The organism is Spiroplasma endosymbiont of Agriotes lineatus (genome assembly GCF_964019485.1).
Lineage (GTDB): Bacteria > Bacillota_I > Bacilli_A > Mycoplasmatales > Nriv7 > Nriv7.
The window spans coordinates 853650-875252 of sequence record NZ_OZ026448.1 but is presented as its reverse complement, the minus strand read 5'-3'; the positions used below and the strand labels follow the sequence as shown (position 1 = coordinate 875252).

The following is a 21603-nucleotide window of genomic DNA, read 5'->3' as shown; positions in this document are numbered from 1 at the left end:
AAAGAACCTGATACAATTGCTAAAGTTGTTGATTATTTTTTAGAAAATATTGATAATCCACAAAATTTATTTAAAAGTAATAATATTTTTCAGGAATTTATCAAAAAATTAACTGAAAGAATGTTAAATACGGAAATTAAAGATCATCTTGAAACTGATGAGAATCATAATAAAAGAAATGGCAACACACAAAAAACCATTATTACTTAAAAATGGTTCAATCGTAATTGATGTACCAAGAGATCGAAATAGTACTTTTGAACCAGTAATTATTCCAAAAAGACAAAGAAAATTTGATAACTTTGATCAAAAAGTAATTTCTTTATATGCAAGAGGAATGACAATTTCTGATATCAAAGCACAATTGCAAGGATTCTATCACGGAGCAGAAGTTTCAGAAAGTTTAATTATTCAAATAACTAATGATATTATTGAAGAAGTTAAAATGTGACAAATTAAACATTTAGAGAAGATTTATCAGATTGTTTATTTTGATTGTATTGTTGTTAAAGTAAAGCAAGATAAACGAATAATAAATAAAGCAGTTTATCTTGCCTTAGGAATTAATATAAATAGCTTAAAAGATATTTTAGGAATGTGAATTAGTGAAAATGAGGGAGCCAAATTTTGACTGAATAATCTTACGGAAATGAAAAATCGCGGATTACAAGATATTCTTGTTGCTTGTAGTGATAATTTAACAGGAATGTCTGATGCAATAGAAGCTGTTTTTTCAAAAACACAACATCAATTATGTATTGTTCATCAAATTCGTAATAGTTTAAAATTTGTTCCTTACAAAGATCGCAAACTGGTAGCTAATGATTTAAAATCAATTTATACAGCAATTAATGAAGAAATAGCGTTAGTTGCTTTAGACAATTTTGCTGAAAAGTGAGATAAAAAATACCCCCAAATTGCTAAATCATGAAAAAATAACTGAGATAATTTAATAATTTTTCTTGAATATCCTCAAGAATTTAGAATAATTATTTATACAACTAATGCAATAGAGTCTGTTAATAGTCAATCAAGAAAAGTCATTAAAAATAAAAAGATTTTTCCTAATGATTTATCAGTTTTTAAAATATTTTATTTAGCATTTCAAAATATGACTAAAAAATGAACAATGTCAATTCAAAATTGGGGTAGTGCAATTTCACATTTAATGATAAAATTTGAAGACAGAGCAGAGTGAATTTAAGTTAATTACTTAGAGACACAGGTTAATTGTACAATCCCAATTAATAATCGTTATGAATTTACAGTTGATGATAAAAAATGTTTTAATTCTGATATTAAAGAACCAACATCATATTATGAAAAAAATTATAATTTACCAAAAGCAAGAATTTATAGCCCTAAAAATGGTTATAATCGTGAATTTGGCGGGAAGCCGTATCAACAAAATGCGACAACAATAACTCTTATCGATATCCACAACAACAAATATTAGATTCATCACCTAATGATTTTTTAGAAGATAATCATAATGATTATAGTCCAATACTATATCAAAAATCACATCAAGAACTATATTTATCTTATAATGAACCACGAACCAGAAGCACAATAATTATCTTATCGTTCGTTAAGTTTAAAAACTATTCCTAAGGAAATTGCTAATGAGATTTGTAATAAAAAATATCGTTTGGTTTTAACAATGATTATTGGTTTTTTAGGAATAATCTTTTCTTCAATACCGTTAATTTTATGATTTTTAAAGCACCAAAATATTGTTATTGACAATGAAAATTTAATTCCTCATTCAATTTTAATGATATCATTATGTATTGTGTCATTAGGTTTATTTTTTATTTCTTTATTTGATTGAATTAAAATTAAAAAAGAAGTGGAAGGATATTTAAAAAAAGCTAAATTAGGAAATAATGTTATTCCTAATTTTATTATCGCTAATTATCGAAAAATGCATATTCGTAGTATTATTATTAACTGAGTAGCTTTTCCTTTGTATATTTATTGGTGCTATGATCATTGCTATTCTTTGTGGATTATCAGGAGCAATCCAACCAAAAATTTTTGGTTTTTTAATTTTAGATATGACGATTAGAGATTTAACAACAGAAATTATTATTTTAACAGGAATATTATTTGCCTTGTTTTTTTACAAGTATTAAATATTATTTTTTTAGTAAAAGAAAAGCTAATATTATTGGTTTTTATGGTTATGAAATTATTAATCCATATGAAATGTATGAATTAAAGCGGGCAATAAATCGTCGCTGTTTATGAATTTGATTAATGATTATTTTGATTATGTTTTTTGTTATCGCGATTACGATTTGATTATTAGGAAGAAAAAAAATTAAGTTTAATTCAAGTTAAAATGTATTTTAATTTATTTGTAAATCTTTTTATTAAAAATGATAGAAATCATCAATTGCAAATTATTAATCAAAAATTAATTGTTAAATAAGATTTCAATATTATTATTGATAATATTGAACAAGAAATAATTCGTGAGCAAGAAAATTTACAACAGTTACAAACAATATATATTGCTGTTAATTGTTCTCGTGACCTTGATTTTGAACAATGAAAGCGAATTTTAAACATATTACAACCATTAGCAAGTAATATTATTGAATATAATTTAGAATTACATTGTAATGATAATGATGAATTATTTTTGTTATGAAATAGTTATGGTGTCAATCGTTTAATATGAAAAGTAATTTCGTTTAGTAGGGCTGTATTATCACAAAATAATTATTGTGATAATATTAATTATGTTAATCAAATTAATAAAGCATTAACTAATGGTTTTAAAAATCAAGCAATTGATTTATTTTATAATTTAAAAGGATATTCTAAAGCTGTTATTCAAAACGATTTAAATATTTTAAGAAAATTATCTGTTGATCATATTAGTTATTATGAAGATGATAATAATTGTGTTGTAATTAAATATCAATGATTGAAAAATATTTTAAAAGAAAATGGTTATTTACCTTATGAGAAAAATAATTTTATTACTAATAAAGGCATTAAATCACAACATCAATATAGTTATTGAACTTTACAGAATTATTTGAGTGTTGGTAGGGGTTCTATTTCTTTTCATAAAAATTCACAAATAGTTATCTTCCAAAATACTAATGAATATCCATTATGGCGGCAAACAATTACTAAAATTACAAAACAGGAAATATTATGCACAAATTTTTATTATGGGATTAGGACTACTTGAAGGTGTTAATTTGAGAACAAAGCAAAATAAAGTAGCTTATGAATATTTTAAAAATGAGATTAATAAACTGATCACAAAAAAGAAACTAAATATTAAAAATAATTTTCTTTTTTGTGATCAAGATAAATGAGAAAATTTAGATGATATTTTATTATCATTTATTTAATATTGAAAACAAGTTATAATGGAGAAGGAAATATTAATTGCCGGGCCGGTTTGGATCAATCAGTAGAGCACACTCATTGTAAGGGGGGCGAGGTCAAGAGTTCAATTCTCCTTAACCGGCGGCAGCACCACTGGAGAGTTGTGTGAGTGGTTTAAACAGTCATCTTGGAAAGGTGATGAATTCGAAAGGATTCCACGGGTTCGAACCCCGTACTCTCCGCCATAAAACGAAATATAGTAAATAAATGTTTATAAAGGTGTTTTTTATGAAAAAAAGTACTATTTTAGATGAAAAAGTTAAATTACATAATGGTATTATGATGCCAATTATGAGTTTTGGAACATATAAAATTGAAAATAATGAAATTAGGTAAGCAAGCCATTTTAGAAGCCTTAAATCAGGGTTATCGGCATATTGTGATACGGCTAAAATTTATGGGAATGAATAAATCATTTGTCAAGCAATTAAAGAAAGTAATATTTCTTGCAGTGAAATTTTTGTTATAACGAAACTTTGAGGTAATGAATTAACAAAAGAACAGTATTTACAAGAGATTGATAACTCGTTAGAAAAATTAGGTTTGGAATTTGTTGATTTATTTTTAATGCATTGACCGTGAAATAATCGCAAAATTGCTTGAGAATTATTAGAAGAAATATATCATGCTAAAAAAGCTTGTGCGATTGGCGTTAGTAATTTTAATATTTAACAGTTAGAACAATTAAAACAAGATGCTAAAGAGTTACCGGTTGCTAATCAAATTGAGTTTCATCCAGGATTAAATCAAACGGAATTAGCATATCATCAAAAAAATAATATTGTAATTATTGGTTGGGGGACAATGAAATATCATGATTCTTTACCAGAAGGTTGTGAACAGATTGCTCGTGAATATAATAAAACAATTCAACAATTATTTTTACGATGAACTTATCAACATCAAAGTTTAATAATTCTAAAGTCAATGCATAAGGCGCGGATTATTGAAAATAGTGTGATTGATGATTTTAAAATTAGTGATGAACATATGAAGTGAATTGATAGTTTACCACAATCACGAAAAGGCCCTGATTCTAATAATTTTGATTTTGGGAATTAGAAAAAATTCCTTGTAATTTTACAAGGAATTTTTATATATTGCTAACTTTAAACTAATGAAGGTCGCGTTTAGTTTTCTTAGGTATTGTTTTGAAGAAGTAAAACAATCAGCTAATTATATTATTTAATTACTAAACTAACCCTACCCTTCTTTTTATTGTCATTTTTATTCATTACCATTCTATCATATTATTGAATTTTTACACAATAAAAATTATTAATATTATTAAATTTTTACTAATATATATTAATTTATATTTTTACTTACTTAAATCTATTATATTTGTTTGTTACAGCATTACCTTTATAATTAATTCAACTATCATCATTTTTATTATTATATTTATTTCATAATGAATTTTTATATATTTCTTTTCTGATTTCTATGGATAGGCTACAATAAGTTGGACCATAATTATATAGACTTCGAAATTATTAAGAAAGAAGGAATATAAAAATGGGAAATAAAACCTCATACTCTGAAGAATTTAAAAAACAAATTGTCATGCTATACAAAAATGGCAAAAGTGTTATTAATTTAGGGAAAAAATATAATTTACCAAAACCAACTATTTATAGTTGAGTTAAAAATTATAATAATTCTGGTTCATTTAAAGCAAAAGACAATCGCAAACTAGAAGAAAATGAAATAATAACTTTACGAAAAGAACTTAAAGACTTAAAAATGGAAAATGACATTTTAAAGCAATTCGCACTGATAATGGCCAAAAAATAACAATAATTAATAGCAATAAGAAAAAATATTCAATAAGAAAAATGTGTAAATTATTAAATATTTCAAAATCCAATTACTATTATCAAATTAATAAATACACAAGGAAAATAGTGAATAATTATAATCAAGAAATTATCAGTGTATTTAACGAAAGCCACCAAGTCTATGGAGCTCGAAAAATCAAAGTAGTATTAACTCATAAAAGTATTAACCTATCTAGACGCAAAATTAGAAACATTATGAAAAACAATAATTTGATATCAAAGTACACAAAAACAAGACTTAAATGCAAAAATATTCAAGTAAATAATGATCCAGTAAATAACATTGTAAACCGAGACTTTAATAATAGAAAAATAAATGAAATTATCGTTAGTGACTTAACTTATATAAAAGTGGGTTTTAAATGATTTTATGTATGTCTCCTAATTGATTTGTATAATCGCGAGATTGTTGGTTATAGTTCCGGACCAAATAAAAATACGGAGTTGGTTTATCAAGCTATTGTGCGAATTACTAGACCATTATTAAAAATTGAAATATTTCATACCGACCGAGGTAATGAGTTTAAAAATAATATAATTGATCAATTATTATCTACATTTAAAATTCAAAGATCATTGAGTGCGAAGGGTTGTCCATATGATAATGCAGTTGCTGAAGCAACTTATAAAGTTTTTAAAACAGAATTTATTAATGGTAGAAAATTAAATGATCTTGCACAATTAGAACTTGAATTATTTGATTACATTAATTGATACAATAATCTTAGAATACATGGCAGTTTAAATTATTTATCTCCAGTTACTTTTAGAAAACAAATGTCTATATAAAAATTGCCCTAAAAAGGGTTGCCAATCCAGTTGCCAATCCATGAATTAATAAAGGCATTATTGTAGTATATACAAATAAATATAATACATTTAAGTAAGTAAAAATATAAATTAATATATATTAGTGGAAATTTAATAATATTAATAATTTTTATTGTGTAAAAATTCAATAATATGATACAATGGTAATGAATAAAAATGACAATAACAAGAAAGGCAGTGTTAGTTTAGTAATTAAATAATATAATTAGTTGATTGTTTTACTTTTTCAAAGCAATACCTAAGAAAACTAAACGCGGCCCCCCTTATAATAGGTTGACAAAATATACGGTATATTCTATACTTACTTGATGCATTTAGATATCGCTATTGCATATATAAAAATAAATAAAAATTTAATACAATTATTGTGAAGAACTCGGGTTTTACTTAAGTATTATTTGAATGAATAATGTCTCGGGTCTTTGTTTTTTAGAGCGGGGTTACTATGGCTGATATTAATAAGAGAATGGAATTGTTAGTTAATCATTTGAAGGAGTGTGGCTTTGTTTTTCAAGGTTCGCAAATTTATGGTGGGTTAAGTAATAGTTGGGATTATGGCCCGTTGGGAGCACAGTTGAAAAATCGTTTACAACATTTGTGATGGGAACGGTTTGTGACAAAGCATCCTTTGAATGTTGGACTGGATAGTGCCATTATTATGAATAGTAGTGTTTGGAAGGCTTCAGGGCATCTTGATAATTTTTACGATTTATTTGTGGATTGTAAAAGTTGTATTAAGCGGTTTCGAGTGGATCATTTGTTAAGCAATGTGACTGTTGATTTTCAAAAATTGCGTGCTGATGAATTGCAAGCCTTATTAAAAGAACATCAAGTTGTGTGCCCTAATTGTAAGAATAATAATTTTACATCGGTTCGTTCATTTGATTTGATGTTCAAAACTCAACAAGGGGTTTTAGTAAATGATCAAGTTGTTGTTTATTTACGACCAGAAACAGCGCAAGGAATTTTTGTAAATTTCAAAAATATTCAACAAAGTTTAAGAAAGAAATTACCCTTTGGGGTTGGTCAGATTGGAAAAGCTTTTCGTAATGAAATTACTCCGGGACACTTTATTTTTCGAACAAGAGAATTTGAACAAATGGAATTGGAATTTTTTTTTAATCCTAATGATCAAGCTGAGTGGTTTGATTATTGATTAAGTTATTGTCAGCAATTTTTAATAGATGTTGGTATTAAACAAGATAATTTTAGTTTAAATGAACACAAAGATAGTGTTTTAGCTCATTATGCGAAGCGAACTGTGGATATTGAATATAATTTTCCTTTTGGTAAGCAAGAGTTATGGGGTATTAGTAATCGTTCTTCTTTTGATTTAAAAACGCATAGTGAAAATAGTGGTGAAAATTTAAGTTATTTAAATTCAGAATTAAATGCGAAGATATTTGCTAATGTTATTGAACCGTCAGTCGGCGTCGGCAGATTAATGTTGGCCATTTTAAATGATGCTTATGATGTTGAGATTTTGCCAGATAATAGTAAACGCACGATATTGCGATTAAATCACAATTTAGCTCCTTATTATATTGCTATTTTACCTTTAAGTAAGCAATTAAATGAAGAAGCGTATAAATTATATGAAGAGTTAACTAACGATTTTTTAGCAACTTATGATGAGACGCAAAATATCGGGAAAAGATATCGCCGTCAGGACGCTATTGGAACGCCTTATTGTATTACGGTTGATTTTAAAAGCTTAAGACGGTGAAGAAGAAGTGTAACGGTTCGTTTTCGCGACACGATGGTGCAAAAACGAGTAAAAGTTAGAAAATTAAGAAAATACCTTAAACACTTGCAAGAGCAAAATTAAAGTGTAAGGAGAAATAAAGATAGTATGGTTAATCCTGAAAAAATTTCTCTTATTAGAACGAGAACTAATATTACTGAAATTATTGGTCAATATTTAAAATTACAAAAAAAAGGTCGTAACTATTGAACAGTTTGTCCTTTTCACGAAGAAAATACGCCTTCAATGAGTGTTTCTCCTGAAAAACAAATTTATCGGTGTTTTTCTTGTCAATCTTCTGGGAATGTCTTTGCTTTTTTGCAAAAATATAAAAAAATTTCCTTTTTAGAAGCTTTAAAAGAAGTAGCAGCACTTGTAAATATTGATTTACAAGAATTAGAGCAGTGAACAAAAAATAAATATGATAATGAAACTTTGAAAATATTTGCAATTAATGCTTTAGCTTGTGAATACTTTGTGTATCATTTAGATGGAAAAATTGGTATTCAAGCAAAAAAATATTTAGAACAGCGAAGTATTGATAATAAGTTAAGAGAACAATTTAGTATTGGATTATCGCCTAGCGAAGACAGGCTAATAGCATATTTACAACAAAAAGGTTATAAGCCTAGTGAATTGGTTATTTCTGGTTTAGTTGTTTATCAAAATAATCATTTTAATGATTATTTTAGAAATCGGATTATGTTTCCGATTCGTGATATAGAACATAATATCATTGGTTTTTCAAGTCGTTCATATTTAGAAAATCAACAACCAAAATATATGAATACCTTAGAAACTAATATCTTTAAAAAAAATCAATTATTATATAACTTAAGTTTTGCAAAAAATCATCTGCATCAAGATAAATATTTATTAATTTGTGAAGGATTTATGGATATTATTGCTTTAAGCAAAATTGGTATTAATAATACCATTGCTATTATGGGAACAAGTTTAAGTGCACAAAATTATTCAATATTAAAAAAGATTACTAATGAAATTATTTTATTTTTGGATGGTGATGATGCCGGAATTACAGCTACGTTTAAAATGATTAGTGAATTATGATATCACAAATTTAATGTTAAAGTAGTAAACAATACAACAACATTGGATCCTGATGATTTAATTAAAAAAGAAGGTGCAGCAGCAGTTCGCGCTTTAATTAAAAATAGTATTCATCCTTTAGACTTTGTTTTAAATTATTTTGAAAATAATTTAAATTTAAAGAAAATTGATAATGTGACTAAACTTTTAAAAAAAGTTACTCCATTTTTTCAGTTATTACATAGTGCTGTTGAAATAAACTTTTATTTAAATAAATTGGAAACAATAACTAATTTGAATAAAAAAATCCTTGAACAAACATTGTTTACTCAGCAAACAATAGTAACTACTGATAAAATAAATCTTAAAAATACTGGGGTTAATAAGAATTTATATTTAAATCCGATTGAAAAATCGGAAAATATTATTATATTTTCGTTACTTTATACAAAAGAAACATTAACTAATAGCGAATTAAATAATTTTTCCTTAATTGATCCCATTAAAAAAGTTTTATTATCAGAAATTATTAGTTGATATGATAAAAATTCGCAAGCAGTAAAAGTAAATTATGAAGATTTTATAAAATCATTTCAGCAAGAAGAAGTAAAAAAGTCGTTAGAAATGATTTATAACCTTTATAGTAAGCAAGAATTTATTTATCGCCCTAAATTAATTAATGATTGTCAAGAAACTATTTATAATTACTTAATTAAATTAGAAAAAGATAAATGAGCAAAAAAATGATTAGCAACTAATAATATTAATGAAAAAATAGCAATTGGACAAAAAATTATTAGTTTGTCAAAAAATATTAAAACAGAAAAGAGTGGTCAATAGATGCGAAAAAGAATATTTAAAAAATTAAAAACTTTTGATGAGATTAAGTATGACTTATTAAAAAAGATTAAAAAAAATGATAATCATATTAGTCAAGGAGAGGTTTTAAAAGCATTTGAAATGTTAAATATTGAAGATGGACTCTTAGAATCTTTTATTAATGAATTACAAAGTGATGGTATTATTTGAACTGATTTAGTTGATGAAATTGAAGATGAAGTTGATATTGATTTAGAACATTCTGATTTTGATGATGATGTTGTTAAAGAAAGAGCTATTTTTGATGAAGATGATGATATCGTTATTAACTTTAAAAATAATGGTCCAAGTATTTCTAATGAAACTAAAATTCATGACATTATTAAAGCCTACTTTAATCGTTTAGGTTCAAGTAAAATTTTAACTAAAGAAGAAGAAGTAAAATATGCAAGAATGTTAGATTCGCCCGATCTTGAAGTTAAACAATATGGACGAAATAAGTTAATTATTTCTAACTTAAAATTAGTTGTTTCAGTAGCTAGAAGACATACTAATCGTGGTTTAGATTTTTCAGATTTAATTGAAGAAGGAAATATTGGTTTAATGAAAGCGGTTGATCGCTTTGATTATCGTCGGGGATTTAAATTTTCTACTTATGCAACTTGATGAATTCGTCAAGCAATTACAAGAGCAATTGCTGATCAAGCAAGAACAATTAGAATACCGGTTCATATGGTGGAAACTATTAATAAATTAACAAGAATTGAACGCCAATTAACTCAAAAATTAGGTCGTGAGCCAACCCACAGTGAAGTTGCAGAAAAAATTGGTTTGGGAATGAGTGCTGAAAAAGTTCGTGAAATTAAACGATTATCAACGGAACCAGTTTCTTTGGAAAAACCAATTGGTGAAGAAGATGATACGCACTTTGCTGATTTTGTTGAAGACAAAGATATTTTTTCACCAGATGATTATGCCGAACGAGAATCATTGCGAGAACAATTAGATAAGGTTTTTGAAGAAATCTTAAATAAACGCGAAGAAAAGGTTATTCGGATGCGTTTTGGATTACTACCAACTAAAGTTAGAACGCTAGTTGATTTAGCAGAAGAGGGAAGCGAAAAAGATGAATTAATTAGTGAAATAATGAGTTTAGATTTTAAGTTTGATACTCCAATTGAAAAAGTAATTAATTTAAATGATTATGTTATTGATAAACATTTAATTAAGTATGATTCACCAAAAACATTAGAAGAAGTTGGTAGTGAATTTAGTGTTACCAGAGAAAGAATTCGGCAAATTGAAGCCAAAGCTTGTCGCAAACTAAGAAGTCCTTCAAAATCAAGAGTTTTGAAAGATTTTTATAAAGGTTAATAATGAAACTATCGCATCGTTTAACAACAATTGCTAATTTAGTTAATTCTAATGATATTGTTGCTGATATTGCTTGTGACCACGGTTTAGTTGCTATTTATTTAGTAAAGAAAAAAGGAATGAATAATATTTTTGTTAGTGATATTAATCCTAAAGCATTAGCTCAGGCTCAGAAAAATATTATTCAAAATCAATTACAAAATAATATTTTTCCAATTTTAGGAGATGGTATTAAATGAATTAATGCTAGTAATAACATTAATTGTGTTATTATTGCCGGATTAGGCGCCAAGACAATTGTTAATATTTTGACTAATGATTATCAATCAATTAATCGTTATATAATTCAAACAAATAATGAGATGTCTAAAATTCGTAAATGAGTGCAAGACTACAATTATTTTATTGAAGACGAATTATTAATTAAAGATAAAAATTTTATTTATGAGATTATTGTTATTAATAAAACGCACGGTTATTTAATTGTTAATGGTGAACAAATTATGTTTGGACTAAATTTAGAAAATAAATATAATTTATTATTTAAGAAAATGTGAACCGATAAACTTTTTCATTATGAAAATAATATCAATAAATTAACTTTGAATCAAATTAATGTCACAATAAATTTACAAGTTCTATTAATTAGAAATAAATTGCAAAAGCAAAAGGAGAAATAAAAATGATTAATGTTAATGATTTACGCAATGGCATGACTTTTAAATATAATGGTAACTTATTTTTAGTTTTAGATACTGGTCGTGCTCAAGCCGGAAGAGGTCAAGCAAATGTTAAAACTAAAGTTAAAAATTTGCGAAGCAATGCAATTATTAATTTAACTTTTACTAGCGGGAATAAAGTTGAACGGGCGCATCTTGATAAACGCGTGATGCAATATTTATATAGTGATGGCAATAACTTAATTTTTATGGATAATGAAAGTTATGAACAAGTTGAAATTAATAAAATAAAAATGGGGTGAGAATTAAAATTTTTAACTTCTAGTTTACCAGTTCAAGTATTACAATATGATAATGAAATTTTAACCATTTCATTACCAGATAAAGTAATTTTAAAAATTATTGAAGCTGAACAAGCAATTAAAGGTGATAGTAGTTCTTCGCCAAGCAAAAGAGCAGTTGCTGAAACCGGATTAGCATTACAAGTACCATTATTTATTAATATTGATGATTATATTATTGTTTCCACATTTGATGGTAAATATCAACAACGAGCCTAAAATAACCTAAAAGGTTATTTTTTTATGTCATAATTATTACAAACATTAAAGGAGTTAATTAAAAATAAAATGAAAGTTGGATTTTTAGGTGACGGTAATATGGGAAAAGCGATTATTGATGGGTTATTAAATACTAATGCTTTTTACTAATGAAAATATTAAAGTTGTTATTAATAGTAATAAAAGTTTTTAATATTAGACTTGGTACATAACTATAACATTTTATTCCTACTAGACTATAAAATTCATTTTTATATTTGTATTTATCTAACATTTGTACTTCACATAAAAAATAATATTATTAAAATAGTAGATAAAATTAAAGGTTATGTACCAAGTCTGTTGAAATAATCGTCATATTAGTGTAAGTAAACAATGAGAATTTTTAAGTGATTGTGAAATAATTATCTTAGCATTAACGCCACAAAGATATTTTAAAATTAAAAGAGTAATTAACAAATTTATTTACTCAGAAAATAATAATTTCTGTGGCATCAGGAATTAGTATAACATTTTTAAAAACAACATTTAAAAATTGTTGAGTTACAAGAGTAATGCCCATTACTTCTTGTTAGTTTAATAATTTAATGAAAATGATTTATGAAGAAGGTAATGTTGAAGCTAATGAACAGGCATTAAGCATTTTTAATTATTGTGGTAAAACCATTTCGTTAAGTGAAAAACAAATTCATCTGTTTATTGCTATTTGTGGTAGTGCTAGTGGTTATTTATATCATTGGTTACAACCGCTAATTGAAATTGTTGAGAATAATAATTTTAGTAAAGATGATGCCAAAACAATTGTTGGTGGTTTATTACTTGGTTTTGCGGCAAATATTTTAAATAGTGAGTTATCGTTAAAAAAATTACAAGAAAATGTAACATCGCCTGGTGGCGCGACAATGGCAGCAATTAAATTTTTTGAAACTAATAACTTGCAAAATATTATTAGTGATGATGTAAATGTTTGTATGTTAAAAAGTAAACAACTAGAAGATAGTATCTAAAATTAAAATAATTTATTAAAAATTAAAAAAAAATCACTGCTATTATAAGCAATGCTCTTTTTTTATCATTTGAAATTAAATAAAAATTTTACTCAACAATTTTAACTGCTTCTTTGTCTTTGTAATAACCACATTCTTTACAAACGCGATGGGGCTTAATATTTGCGCCACAATTAGTACAATTAACTAATGTTGGATGTAATAAATTAAAATGTGTTCTTCTTTTTGCCTTTCTTGTTTTTGATGTACGTCGAAACGGAACTGCCATTATTTATCTTCCTTAATACTTTCTAATTTCATTTTTTTTAGGGGCATTCAACGACTATCTTGTTCTAAAGAATTATAAACTTCTTTTTCAGTAATAAATTGTCATTTTTTACCTTTCTTAGATATTTTAACATCTTTTACTGTTAAATTGATAGGAGTTATTGCAAATATTTGATCTCATAAATACTTATCTAAATAAAATATTTTTTCATTAATATAGTTTAAATTACAATTAAAGTAATCAAAACCATATTCATCCTTTCAATTTCATTCATTAGTTCAACTAAAAGGTTGTAAACTTAAAGCGCATAAAAATGTTATCGTTGCTGTCACTTTCACATCAATAATTAATGAATTAACTTGTAAGTTATAAATTATTGTCCCTTTAAGATGAGAATAATTAACTTCTTTAATATGATAATTACTAGCTCTTATTATTTCTGGATTAATCGTAATAACATTATTCAAATTAATAACCGGATTATTTCTTAAATAACTTTGTGAATATTCCACTATTCTTCCTCACTTTTTTTACACTATCTAATTTTAAATAAGAACGATATTTTTTTCAAGTCATAATTAATATCGGAATTGTTATCAAAGCTGAAATTGGTGCCACCAAACCTAAAAATAAAAAATAATAATGAGCATTTTTAGTTACTAAAGTAACAAAATAACCAATAATAATACAAGGTATAAAAACAATTATTGAACGAAGTGCTGAAAAAAATAATGACATTTTAGGGCAACTAATTGATTGATAAAGAATAATCCCAATATATGGCACAACAACTGCTGGATAAACTAAATAACTTAACAAGAAATATCAACGATAAGTCGTATCAACATTAGAAATAAATAGACTTAACATTTCATTACCAAAAATACCAATAATTAATTCAGTAATTATTAATATTAAAAATTGCACTAAAATTATCCTTTTAAGAATATCTCAAATCCTTTGATAATCTTTAACACCATAAGAATAAGATAATAATGCCCTGCCTCCTTGACTAACACCAATTAAAGGGGAATCAGTTAATGTAATTCACGGAGCAATCCCGGCAAATAACTGCACAAATCACGGAACAGTAAAACCCGGCCGAGGTAATTCAATACTTAACCTTGAAACAAAAAAATTAGATAACGTTGATGTCACAGCAACTGAAATATTAACAAATAATGGCGTCATCCCAATAGCAATAATATTATATAAAATTGTTTTTTCAATTTTCAAATCTTCTCAATAAATTTTTAGCTTTGATTTCGGATCCAAATAGATAACTAATAATGCAAAAATAATATTTCAAAACCACGAAATAACTGTCGCAATCGCAGCTCCTTCTAATCCTAATTTACCATAAATCATTAATATAATATCTAAAACAACATTAAAAATTACTGAAGTAAAAATAATAATTGTTGCTCAAAAACCTTGACCTTCAGACCTTAATAAATTAATTAAAAAATTACTTAATAATATAAAAAATAAAAAGAAAATAAACCACTTAGTATAACCAACTGCTAATTGCAAAGCAATTTTATATACTTCGGGATTTGTCATTTGCGAATTTTTTGATTGCAAAGCAATTAGTGGTTCATTAGTAAATACTAAAATTGGTGTTAAAACAGTAGCAACAATAATCATTAAAGAAATTCCATTACCAATAGTTCGTGATATTAATGGATTATTTCTTTCCCCATAAGCAATACCAAACCTTGTTGATGTCCCTATAGCAATAAATAAACTAAAAGCTGTTAATAAACCAATTGTTGATGAAGAATATTGAGTTGCAACATTAATAATATTTCGAGCTAACATTTGTAAATTATTTTGTTCAATTAAAGAATTATTTTCTAAAAATGTACTAATAACATAACCATCAGCAAATTGTAATGCTAAAAACTTATCAACCAAATTATATGTTGACATAATAATCATAATTATAACCGTTGGCAAACACATAAAAAATATTGCTTTCCAAGGATTATAGTTGCGAATTATGATTTCTCTTTTTGTCAATTGTGGTTCATCATCATTTTTAAAATTATCATTAATTGTTGTTTTCATTTTTATACCTTTCTAGTTAATAAATAACGATTAACGCACCATAACTTTTAAATCTTTCAATGTTTTTAAAAATAAATTATATTGTTCTTTTAAATCTTCATCAGTAAATTGTTTTTTTGAATCATTAAAAAATAATCGTAAAGTTAAAGATTTTTTATCTTGACCAAGTTTATCAACATTTTTATACTCATTAATGAGTTGCAAATCAACCAACTTACTACTAATATTTAATAATGGCTTAATAATATTATCATACCTTGTATCTTTATTAACTAAAATTGACAAATCAAATCAAGAAAACATATTTCTAATAATTGTCTGATATTTAATATCGCATTTAAAAAGTTCATTAATTAATGTCATATTTAATGAAATAATAAAATTATCATCTTTAGAATTTAATTCTTGTTGAATTTTTGGGTGCACTTTACCAATTGTTGCAATTTGCTGATTTTTTATCAAAACATTAGCTTGTAAATGAGGATGCAAATCATCGTGTGTCGAAGGAACATACCGAATATCTTGATCATTAAAGTTTAACTTCCGCAATATTCCTTGCAATAATCCCTTAGTATTAATAAAATCAACAGTAATTGCTTGTGGTAAATAAGAAATACTCATTCATTCACCTTGCAATAAAATTGATAATTGTTGATGATGAAATTTTAAATCATCATAAATGTCTTCATAACTATAAATTTTAATACCATTAATTTTTCGTAAATTATTGTATTGGGCTACCGTTAATAATGAATTTACTAAATTAGTTCTTAAGTACTGATGATTTAACGACATTGGTTGTAATACCTTAACAGGTTTTGTGACATTAAAAAAATTAAAACGATTTAAATTAATACTTGACTCTAAATTATAAGTTTTTGTTTCAAAAATATTTTGATTTAATAAATAATTAATAACCGTTTCTAAAATATATTTACTTCAATTTTTTTCATTAGTTAACGACATAAATAATGGCATTATATTAGGAATATTGTTATAACCATATCTGCGAGCAATTTCTTCACTAATATCAGCCTCATTCATAATATCAAGTCGATATTTAGGAACAGTAATTATTAAATTATCATTAACACTAGATTCCGAAATTAAAAACCCTAACGGTTTTAAAAATTCAATAATATCTTTTTTTGTTAAATCACTAATTCCTAAAATACTTTTCTGGATTTTTAATGTTGTTTTTATCGTTACATTTTCTATTACTAATACTTTATTATTAATTATTGGTGACGCTTGTTTAATAGTTATAATTGATGTTAATAACTCTAAAAACCTTTGGATAGCAATTTCTAAATTATGCCCATTTGATGGTTTTGACCATCGTAATAAATTATTAGTATTAGCCAATGATAAATATCTTTTTTGTTGTTCATACATTTGCTTCTCATTTAGATGTAATGCCAAAACAACAAATTGTTTAGTCTCATTAATAATTTCATATTTCTTGTTAGTCATAACACCTAACACTTCAATAATATCATCACTAGCAATTACAAAATCTTGTAAAGATATCTCTTGTTCATTAACTTTCGTTTCTGCCATCGCTTTTTGAATTGATATTTCACTATTAATTTTTGAAAAATCATACCCCACTAATGGTTGTCCTGTTTCTCAGGAAACATAATTTAATAAATCTTGGATTAAATTATTTGGACGAATATTAGCATAACAAAGTCTTGAAAATAATCACTTTGGCGTAACGACAGTACTATCAATTAACACCGCAATATTTTTCATTGCCTTAACAAGATTATTATCAATTTTAATATTTAATGATAACTTATCATTAACTAAATTTCCTAAATGAGAAAAATCATCAGTTATTAACGATTTTAAAGGCAATTTAAAGAACGCTGCTATCTCACGAGCTAATTCATAAGCACTTAAACAATCACTACGATTATAGGTCAAATTAATAGTAAAAGCAGTATCATTTTCAAAAATATAACTTAAAGGATTAGTATTACCTAATGGATAATTAACATCCTCAGGAAATAAATAAACACCAAAAGCATCTTGATTAACTAAAACTTCCTTAGGAATTCCTAATTCTTGTAATGAGCAAATCATTCCTAAGGAAGGCTTATTAGCAATCATTCTTTCTTCAATAATAATGCCATTGGCTAAATGAGCACCAATTTTAGCAAAAATAACAAAACGATTTTCTTCAACATTATTAGCACCACAAACAACAGGAATCGGTAACTCTTCATTAATATCAACCATACAATAAGATAACTTATCAAAATTGACAAGTTTAGCTTTTGATAATACTTTCCCAATAACAATATTAGTATTTAAAGTATCAAAACTAAAAACTTTTTCAACTTCAAAACCAATATCATTTAATGCTTGTTCAATGTCTTCATTGCTAATATTTTTTAAATCAACATATTCATTTAAAAATTTACGGGTAATAATCATATAACACTCCTATTATTTTAAAAATTCTTAAATTGCTTTAAAAAACGATAATCATTATTATAAAAATGACGAATATCTTCAATACCATATTTTAACATTGCAATCCGCTCAATACCAATACCAAAAGCAAAACCTTTTAAAGAAGAGGCAAGGTTATTTTTAACAAAAACATTTGGACTAATCATTCCGGCACCCAAAATTTCTAATCACCCTGTATGTTTACAAATATTACATCCAACACCATCACACTTAGTACAACTTACATCCACTTCAACCGATGGTTCAGTAAAAGGAAAATAACTGGGACGCAAGCGCATTTTACTTTCTTCCTTAAATAACCATTTAATTAAATAATTTAAAGTTCATTTCAAATTAGCAAAAGAAATATTTGGAGCAACTAAAAAACCATCAATTTGCATAAACTGATGACTATGAGTAGCATCGTCCTCATCACGACGATAAACATTACCAGTGGAAACAATAGCTAACGGTAAAGAAGCATCTTTATATTTTTCTAAATAACGAGCCGTAACATTAGTACAATGTGTTCTTAATAAATAATTATTATCTAAATAAAATGAATCTTGCATCTCTCGGGCCGGATGATTTTTAGCTAAATTTAACCTTTCAAAGTTATATTCATCAGTGTCTACTTCCCGTCCTTGCACAATTTCATATCCTAATTGTTTAAAAATCTCACTAATCTCACAAATAATTAAATTTAAAGGATGACGATTAGCAATCAAAAAACTATTTACTGGTAAACTAACATCAATTGCTTCTGATTTTAATTCTAACGACAAATTTTCTTGCTTTAATAAAGTTTCTTGATTTTCTAATAAACTAATTATTTCCTTCTTAAAAACATTAACAATCATTCCTAAAGCAATTATTTCTTCATTTTTTAAATTACGCATTGTTCTTAATAAACTATCTAATTGCGATTTTTTACCTAAATATTTTATTTTTAAAGTTTGTAGAAGTTCTAAATCTTGACATTCATTAACTTCTTTTTTTGCTTGCACTAATAATTCATGTAATTGTTGTTCTGTCATTTACTTCACTCTACTATCATATAATAACTTGTTTAATTATAACAAATTCTATGTAAAACCTAATAAAAAATAAATTATATTTAAAATATAATTTATTTTTTATCGGACACATAAAGTTTTGTTAGGTAGAAAAAAGTTTAAATAATTTATGGTAAATGATTATTTTTTCTTTTTTAAAAAATACCTAAGAAAACCAAACGCTCTTCATCATACTTTTGTTGATTTTACAATCAGAACAATTTTACAAAAAAACTTGTTTTAAAATCTGCTGACAAACTTTAAAATTAGGGCAAAATTGCATCACTAATTCTTAAAATGCTTTACTATGATTAGGTTCTCATAAATGGGCTAACTCATGAATAATAATATAGTCAGTCAATAACCTCAAAATTAAAATGCATAATTTTGGAATTTAGAACAATTTTTTGCTTGTTAAAATGACAAACTCCTCATTTACACTACGCATCACTCTAAACTTAAGTTGTTGATAACTTAAATTCATTGTTTTAGCAAGCAATGTAGCCCGGGAACACAAATATAATTCAGCTTGCTTACTAAGAAATTTATTAAAATTTTTCACAAGTTGCGTCGCATCATTGCCCTTTAAATTAACAACAATAATTGTTGCGACAAAAATAACTTTATTTTTATTAGCAAAATAATTAATTTGCACCTCATAATTCTTATCTAAGAAATAAAAAAAATATGGTTTTTGATACAAATTAATTAAAATTTTTGTCGGTTTATTAATAATTTTCTATAATTTTTTTCAATTACTAATAAGAAAATCCTCAATATATTGTTCTTTCATTCCTAATGGCGCATTAACAATAATATTCGATGAACAATATATTACCGATAATCTTTTACCCTGTTGCAAATAATAATTCAACGCTACATTTTCATAAACTAATTGTTTTTTAAACATCACCTAATAACCATCCTCATACTACTTTTTAAATATTATTTTAATGCTTTTAAACATTATTCCCAAAGCTTTAAAATCTCACGGTTGTTTTACTCTTTTTAAAGGAACAAATTTATTTCCTTTTTTAAAATAATAAGGTTGAACCTTTGTTAAAATTAAATAACCTAAAGATGTAAAAAATATTCCAAAAGTAAATATAAAAATATAACCTAATGGTCACAAACGACCAGTTCGATCAAAAATATTAGCAGTGGTAACAAGGTTATTACCACTACCTCATAATGGATAACCATCACGACCAATAAATAATAAATTAGTTATTTCATTTTCATTTTTCGCAATAACTAATGAAAAAGCATTAAAACTTAAAGCCATTAAACTAAATATAATTAAACTAATAAAACTTCATAATAAATAATCACGATGATATTGAACAATACCATACATATATAAAAATCAATAAGTAAAAATAATAACAACATGTAAAACAAAATATAACCAATAAAAAAAATGTTGCGGTCCATACGATTTATCAGCCGGAATTAGTAAACTTGCAAAAACCATAATTACTACTCAAGGTGCAGTAATACTAAATAATTTATCATTAGTCTTAATTAATAAAATGCTACTAATAATTTGTGTTATTGAACTTAAATGAAAAGGAAAAATTCAAGGCCAGCCTCGTAAATTTTTTCCTGATTCTTTAAAATAATATAAATATAAAAAATGTAAAAAATAATAAATAAAATATAAAAAAATTTGAAAAATACCAAGAATTTTTAAAAATAATTTATTTTGCGCTAACTTAACATATCCTGTTTTAAAAATAAACAAACAAACCAAAACAATTAATGATAAAATGACGGGTAATCAATATTGTCAAGTAGCACCAATTTTAGTAATAACTTCACCATAACTTCCTGCTGGATTAAAAAAATCATATAATGATAAAAACATCTTTACTTCTCCCTTAATAGTTATTACTTATTCGTTGATGATTAATCCCATTTTTACTTAAATAGGCTTGAAAAATATCTTGAAAACTAAACTGCAAAACATTAGCAATTGTAAAAAAATGATTTAAAATGTTAGCATAATCATTAGTAATATTTTTTCAAAAAGCAACCGTATGATTAAAAGTTTCTAATATTAATAATGTTAAATCTTGTTCTTGCTTTAATTCATAAGAATATGCCTCTAAATCAATGTTAAAACTTAATCCAATACTAATAAGAAAATGTAAACAATCAATAAATTCATCTAAAACTAATTCTTTTGACTTATATGTCATACGATTTGATCAATATTTAAAACATCGTAATTCATTACTAAATTCTGATAATTCTACTAATAAAGCTAAAAATCGTTTATCAATTGTTTTTTCAACTAATAATTTTTTTTCTTCTAAAATTCTTTCATCTAATTTTTTTTGTAAACTAATAATTTGTTTTCATAATTGTAAATCCAAAATATATTTCACCCACCTCTAACTTATATTGTTTTATTTATTATAATTATAT

Annotated in this window: 23 protein-coding genes, 2 tRNA genes and 1 pseudogene; 16 read left to right on the top strand and 10 right to left on the bottom strand. The window is 25.4% G+C overall.

Features of this window, described 5'->3' with window-relative positions; all coding sequences use genetic code 4:
* The first annotated feature begins 15 nt into the window (after positions 1–15).
* A pseudogene (locus tag AACK93_RS05695) lies at positions 16–1204 on the top strand (IS256 family transposase).
* Positions 1205–1581: 377 nt separating this feature from the next.
* Here the strand turns inward: AACK93_RS05695 and AACK93_RS05690 are convergent.
* Positions 1582–1749 (bottom strand): hypothetical protein, encoded by a 168-nt coding sequence (locus AACK93_RS05690; protein ID WP_339024102.1) that lies wholly within the window; start codon positions 1747–1749, stop codon positions 1582–1584.
* Positions 1750–1988: 239 nt separating this feature from the next.
* Between AACK93_RS05690 and AACK93_RS05685 the strand changes: the two genes are divergently transcribed.
* The 15 genes from AACK93_RS05685 to AACK93_RS05615 all read left to right on the top strand — a co-directional run bounded on the left by AACK93_RS05685 (position 1989) and on the right by AACK93_RS05615 (position 13320).
* Positions 1989–2138 carry a hypothetical protein gene (locus AACK93_RS05685; RefSeq protein WP_339024101.1) on the top strand — a complete coding sequence of 50 codons (150 nt, stop codon included), beginning with the start codon at positions 1989–1991 and terminating at the stop codon, positions 2136–2138.
* On the top strand, positions 2113–2346 hold the full coding sequence (locus AACK93_RS05680) for a hypothetical protein (RefSeq protein ID WP_339024100.1): 234 nt from the start codon (positions 2113–2115) through the stop codon (positions 2344–2346). The genes AACK93_RS05685 and AACK93_RS05680 overlap by 26 nt, the downstream gene beginning before the upstream one ends.
* Positions 2347–2650: 304 nt before the next feature.
* The gene (locus AACK93_RS05675; RefSeq protein WP_339024099.1) at positions 2651–3220 is read left to right on the top strand and encodes a hypothetical protein; all 570 of its coding nucleotides are present in this window, start codon (positions 2651–2653) and stop codon (positions 3218–3220) included.
* Position 3221: 1 nt separating this feature from the next.
* Complete coding sequence (locus tag AACK93_RS05670) at positions 3222–3377, top strand: hypothetical protein (RefSeq protein WP_339024098.1); 156 nt, start codon at positions 3222–3224, stop codon at positions 3375–3377.
* Positions 3378–3421: 44 nt separating this feature from the next.
* A tRNA-Tyr gene (locus AACK93_RS05665) sits at positions 3422–3498 on the top strand.
* A gap of 11 nt (positions 3499–3509) precedes the next feature.
* Positions 3510–3599 (top strand) — tRNA-Ser (locus AACK93_RS05660).
* Positions 3600–3957: 358 nt separating this feature from the next.
* Positions 3958–4086 carry a hypothetical protein gene (locus tag AACK93_RS05655; RefSeq protein ID WP_339024097.1) on the top strand — a complete coding sequence of 43 codons (129 nt, stop codon included), beginning with the start codon at positions 3958–3960 and terminating at the stop codon, positions 4084–4086.
* Between the two features lie 132 nt (positions 4087–4218).
* Positions 4219–4476, top strand: a complete 258-nt coding sequence (locus AACK93_RS05650) for a hypothetical protein (protein WP_339024096.1) — start codon at positions 4219–4221, stop codon at positions 4474–4476.
* A 456-nt stretch (positions 4477–4932) separates the two neighbouring features.
* Positions 4933–6044, top strand: a protein-coding gene (locus AACK93_RS05645) for an IS3 family transposase (RefSeq protein WP_339024095.1) whose coding sequence is annotated in 2 segments (ribosomal slippage) — positions 4933–5185 and positions 5185–6044 — 1113 coding nt in all. Because the reading frame shifts where the segments join, the coding sequence is not laid out codon by codon here.
* 496 nt (positions 6045–6540) lie between these two features.
* Positions 6541–7914: a glycine--tRNA ligase gene (locus AACK93_RS05640; protein ID WP_422398192.1), complete on the top strand. Its 1374-nt coding sequence runs from the start codon at positions 6541–6543 to the stop codon at positions 7912–7914.
* A gap of 24 nt (positions 7915–7938) precedes the next feature.
* Positions 7939–9720: a DNA primase gene (gene dnaG, locus AACK93_RS05635; protein ID WP_339024093.1), complete on the top strand. Its 1782-nt coding sequence runs from the start codon at positions 7939–7941 to the stop codon at positions 9718–9720.
* Positions 9721–11073, top strand: coding sequence for a sigma-70 family RNA polymerase sigma factor (locus AACK93_RS05630; RefSeq protein ID WP_339024092.1), 1353 nt, complete (start codon positions 9721–9723; stop codon positions 11071–11073). It begins immediately after the preceding gene.
* 2 nt (positions 11074–11075) lie between these two features.
* Positions 11076–11753 (top strand): class I SAM-dependent methyltransferase, encoded by a 678-nt coding sequence (locus AACK93_RS05625; RefSeq protein ID WP_339024091.1) that lies wholly within the window; start codon positions 11076–11078, stop codon positions 11751–11753.
* A 2-nt stretch (positions 11754–11755) separates the two neighbouring features.
* Positions 11756–12313 (top strand): elongation factor P, encoded by a 558-nt coding sequence (gene efp, locus AACK93_RS05620; protein ID WP_339024090.1) that lies wholly within the window; start codon positions 11756–11758, stop codon positions 12311–12313.
* A gap of 587 nt (positions 12314–12900) precedes the next feature.
* A complete protein-coding gene (locus tag AACK93_RS05615; RefSeq protein WP_339024089.1) occupies positions 12901–13320 on the top strand; it encodes a pyrroline-5-carboxylate reductase family protein in 420 nt (139 codons plus the stop codon).
* A gap of 88 nt (positions 13321–13408) precedes the next feature.
* Here AACK93_RS05615 and rpmF read toward each other — a convergent pair whose 3' ends face one another.
* The 9 genes from rpmF to AACK93_RS05570 form a co-directional block, all read right to left on the bottom strand.
* The gene (gene rpmF / locus AACK93_RS05610; protein ID WP_339024088.1) at positions 13409–13588 is read right to left on the bottom strand and encodes a 50S ribosomal protein L32; all 180 of its coding nucleotides are present in this window, start codon (positions 13586–13588) and stop codon (positions 13409–13411) included.
* Positions 13588–14100 carry a hypothetical protein gene (locus tag AACK93_RS05605; RefSeq protein ID WP_339024087.1) on the bottom strand — a complete coding sequence of 171 codons (513 nt, stop codon included), beginning with the start codon at positions 14098–14100 and terminating at the stop codon, positions 13588–13590. Before AACK93_RS05605 ends, rpmF begins: the two co-directional genes overlap by 1 nt.
* Positions 14069–15658 carry an MATE family efflux transporter gene (locus AACK93_RS05600; RefSeq protein WP_339024086.1) on the bottom strand — a complete coding sequence of 530 codons (1590 nt, stop codon included), beginning with the start codon at positions 15656–15658 and terminating at the stop codon, positions 14069–14071. The genes AACK93_RS05605 and AACK93_RS05600 overlap by 32 nt, the downstream gene beginning before the upstream one ends.
* A gap of 30 nt (positions 15659–15688) precedes the next feature.
* Positions 15689–18100, bottom strand: coding sequence for a phenylalanine--tRNA ligase subunit beta (gene pheT, locus AACK93_RS05595; RefSeq protein WP_339024085.1), 2412 nt, complete (start codon positions 18098–18100; stop codon positions 15689–15691).
* Between the two features lie 17 nt (positions 18101–18117).
* Positions 18118–19155 (bottom strand): phenylalanine--tRNA ligase subunit alpha, encoded by a 1038-nt coding sequence (gene pheS, locus AACK93_RS05590; RefSeq protein WP_339024084.1) that lies wholly within the window; start codon positions 19153–19155, stop codon positions 18118–18120.
* A gap of 412 nt (positions 19156–19567) precedes the next feature.
* Positions 19568–19876, bottom strand: a complete 309-nt coding sequence (locus AACK93_RS05585; protein WP_339024083.1) for a YgjP-like metallopeptidase domain-containing protein — start codon at positions 19874–19876, stop codon at positions 19568–19570.
* A gap of 36 nt (positions 19877–19912) precedes the next feature.
* Entirely contained in the window at positions 19913–20083 is a 171-nt protein-coding gene (locus AACK93_RS05580; protein WP_339024082.1) for a hypothetical protein, read from the bottom strand.
* A 21-nt stretch (positions 20084–20104) separates the two neighbouring features.
* On the bottom strand, positions 20105–21040 hold the full coding sequence (locus AACK93_RS05575) for a hypothetical protein (protein ID WP_339024081.1): 936 nt from the start codon (positions 21038–21040) through the stop codon (positions 20105–20107).
* A gap of 13 nt (positions 21041–21053) precedes the next feature.
* A complete protein-coding gene (locus AACK93_RS05570) occupies positions 21054–21563 on the bottom strand; it encodes a dUTP diphosphatase (protein ID WP_339024080.1) in 510 nt (169 codons plus the stop codon).
* Positions 21564–21603 lie beyond the last annotated feature (40 nt).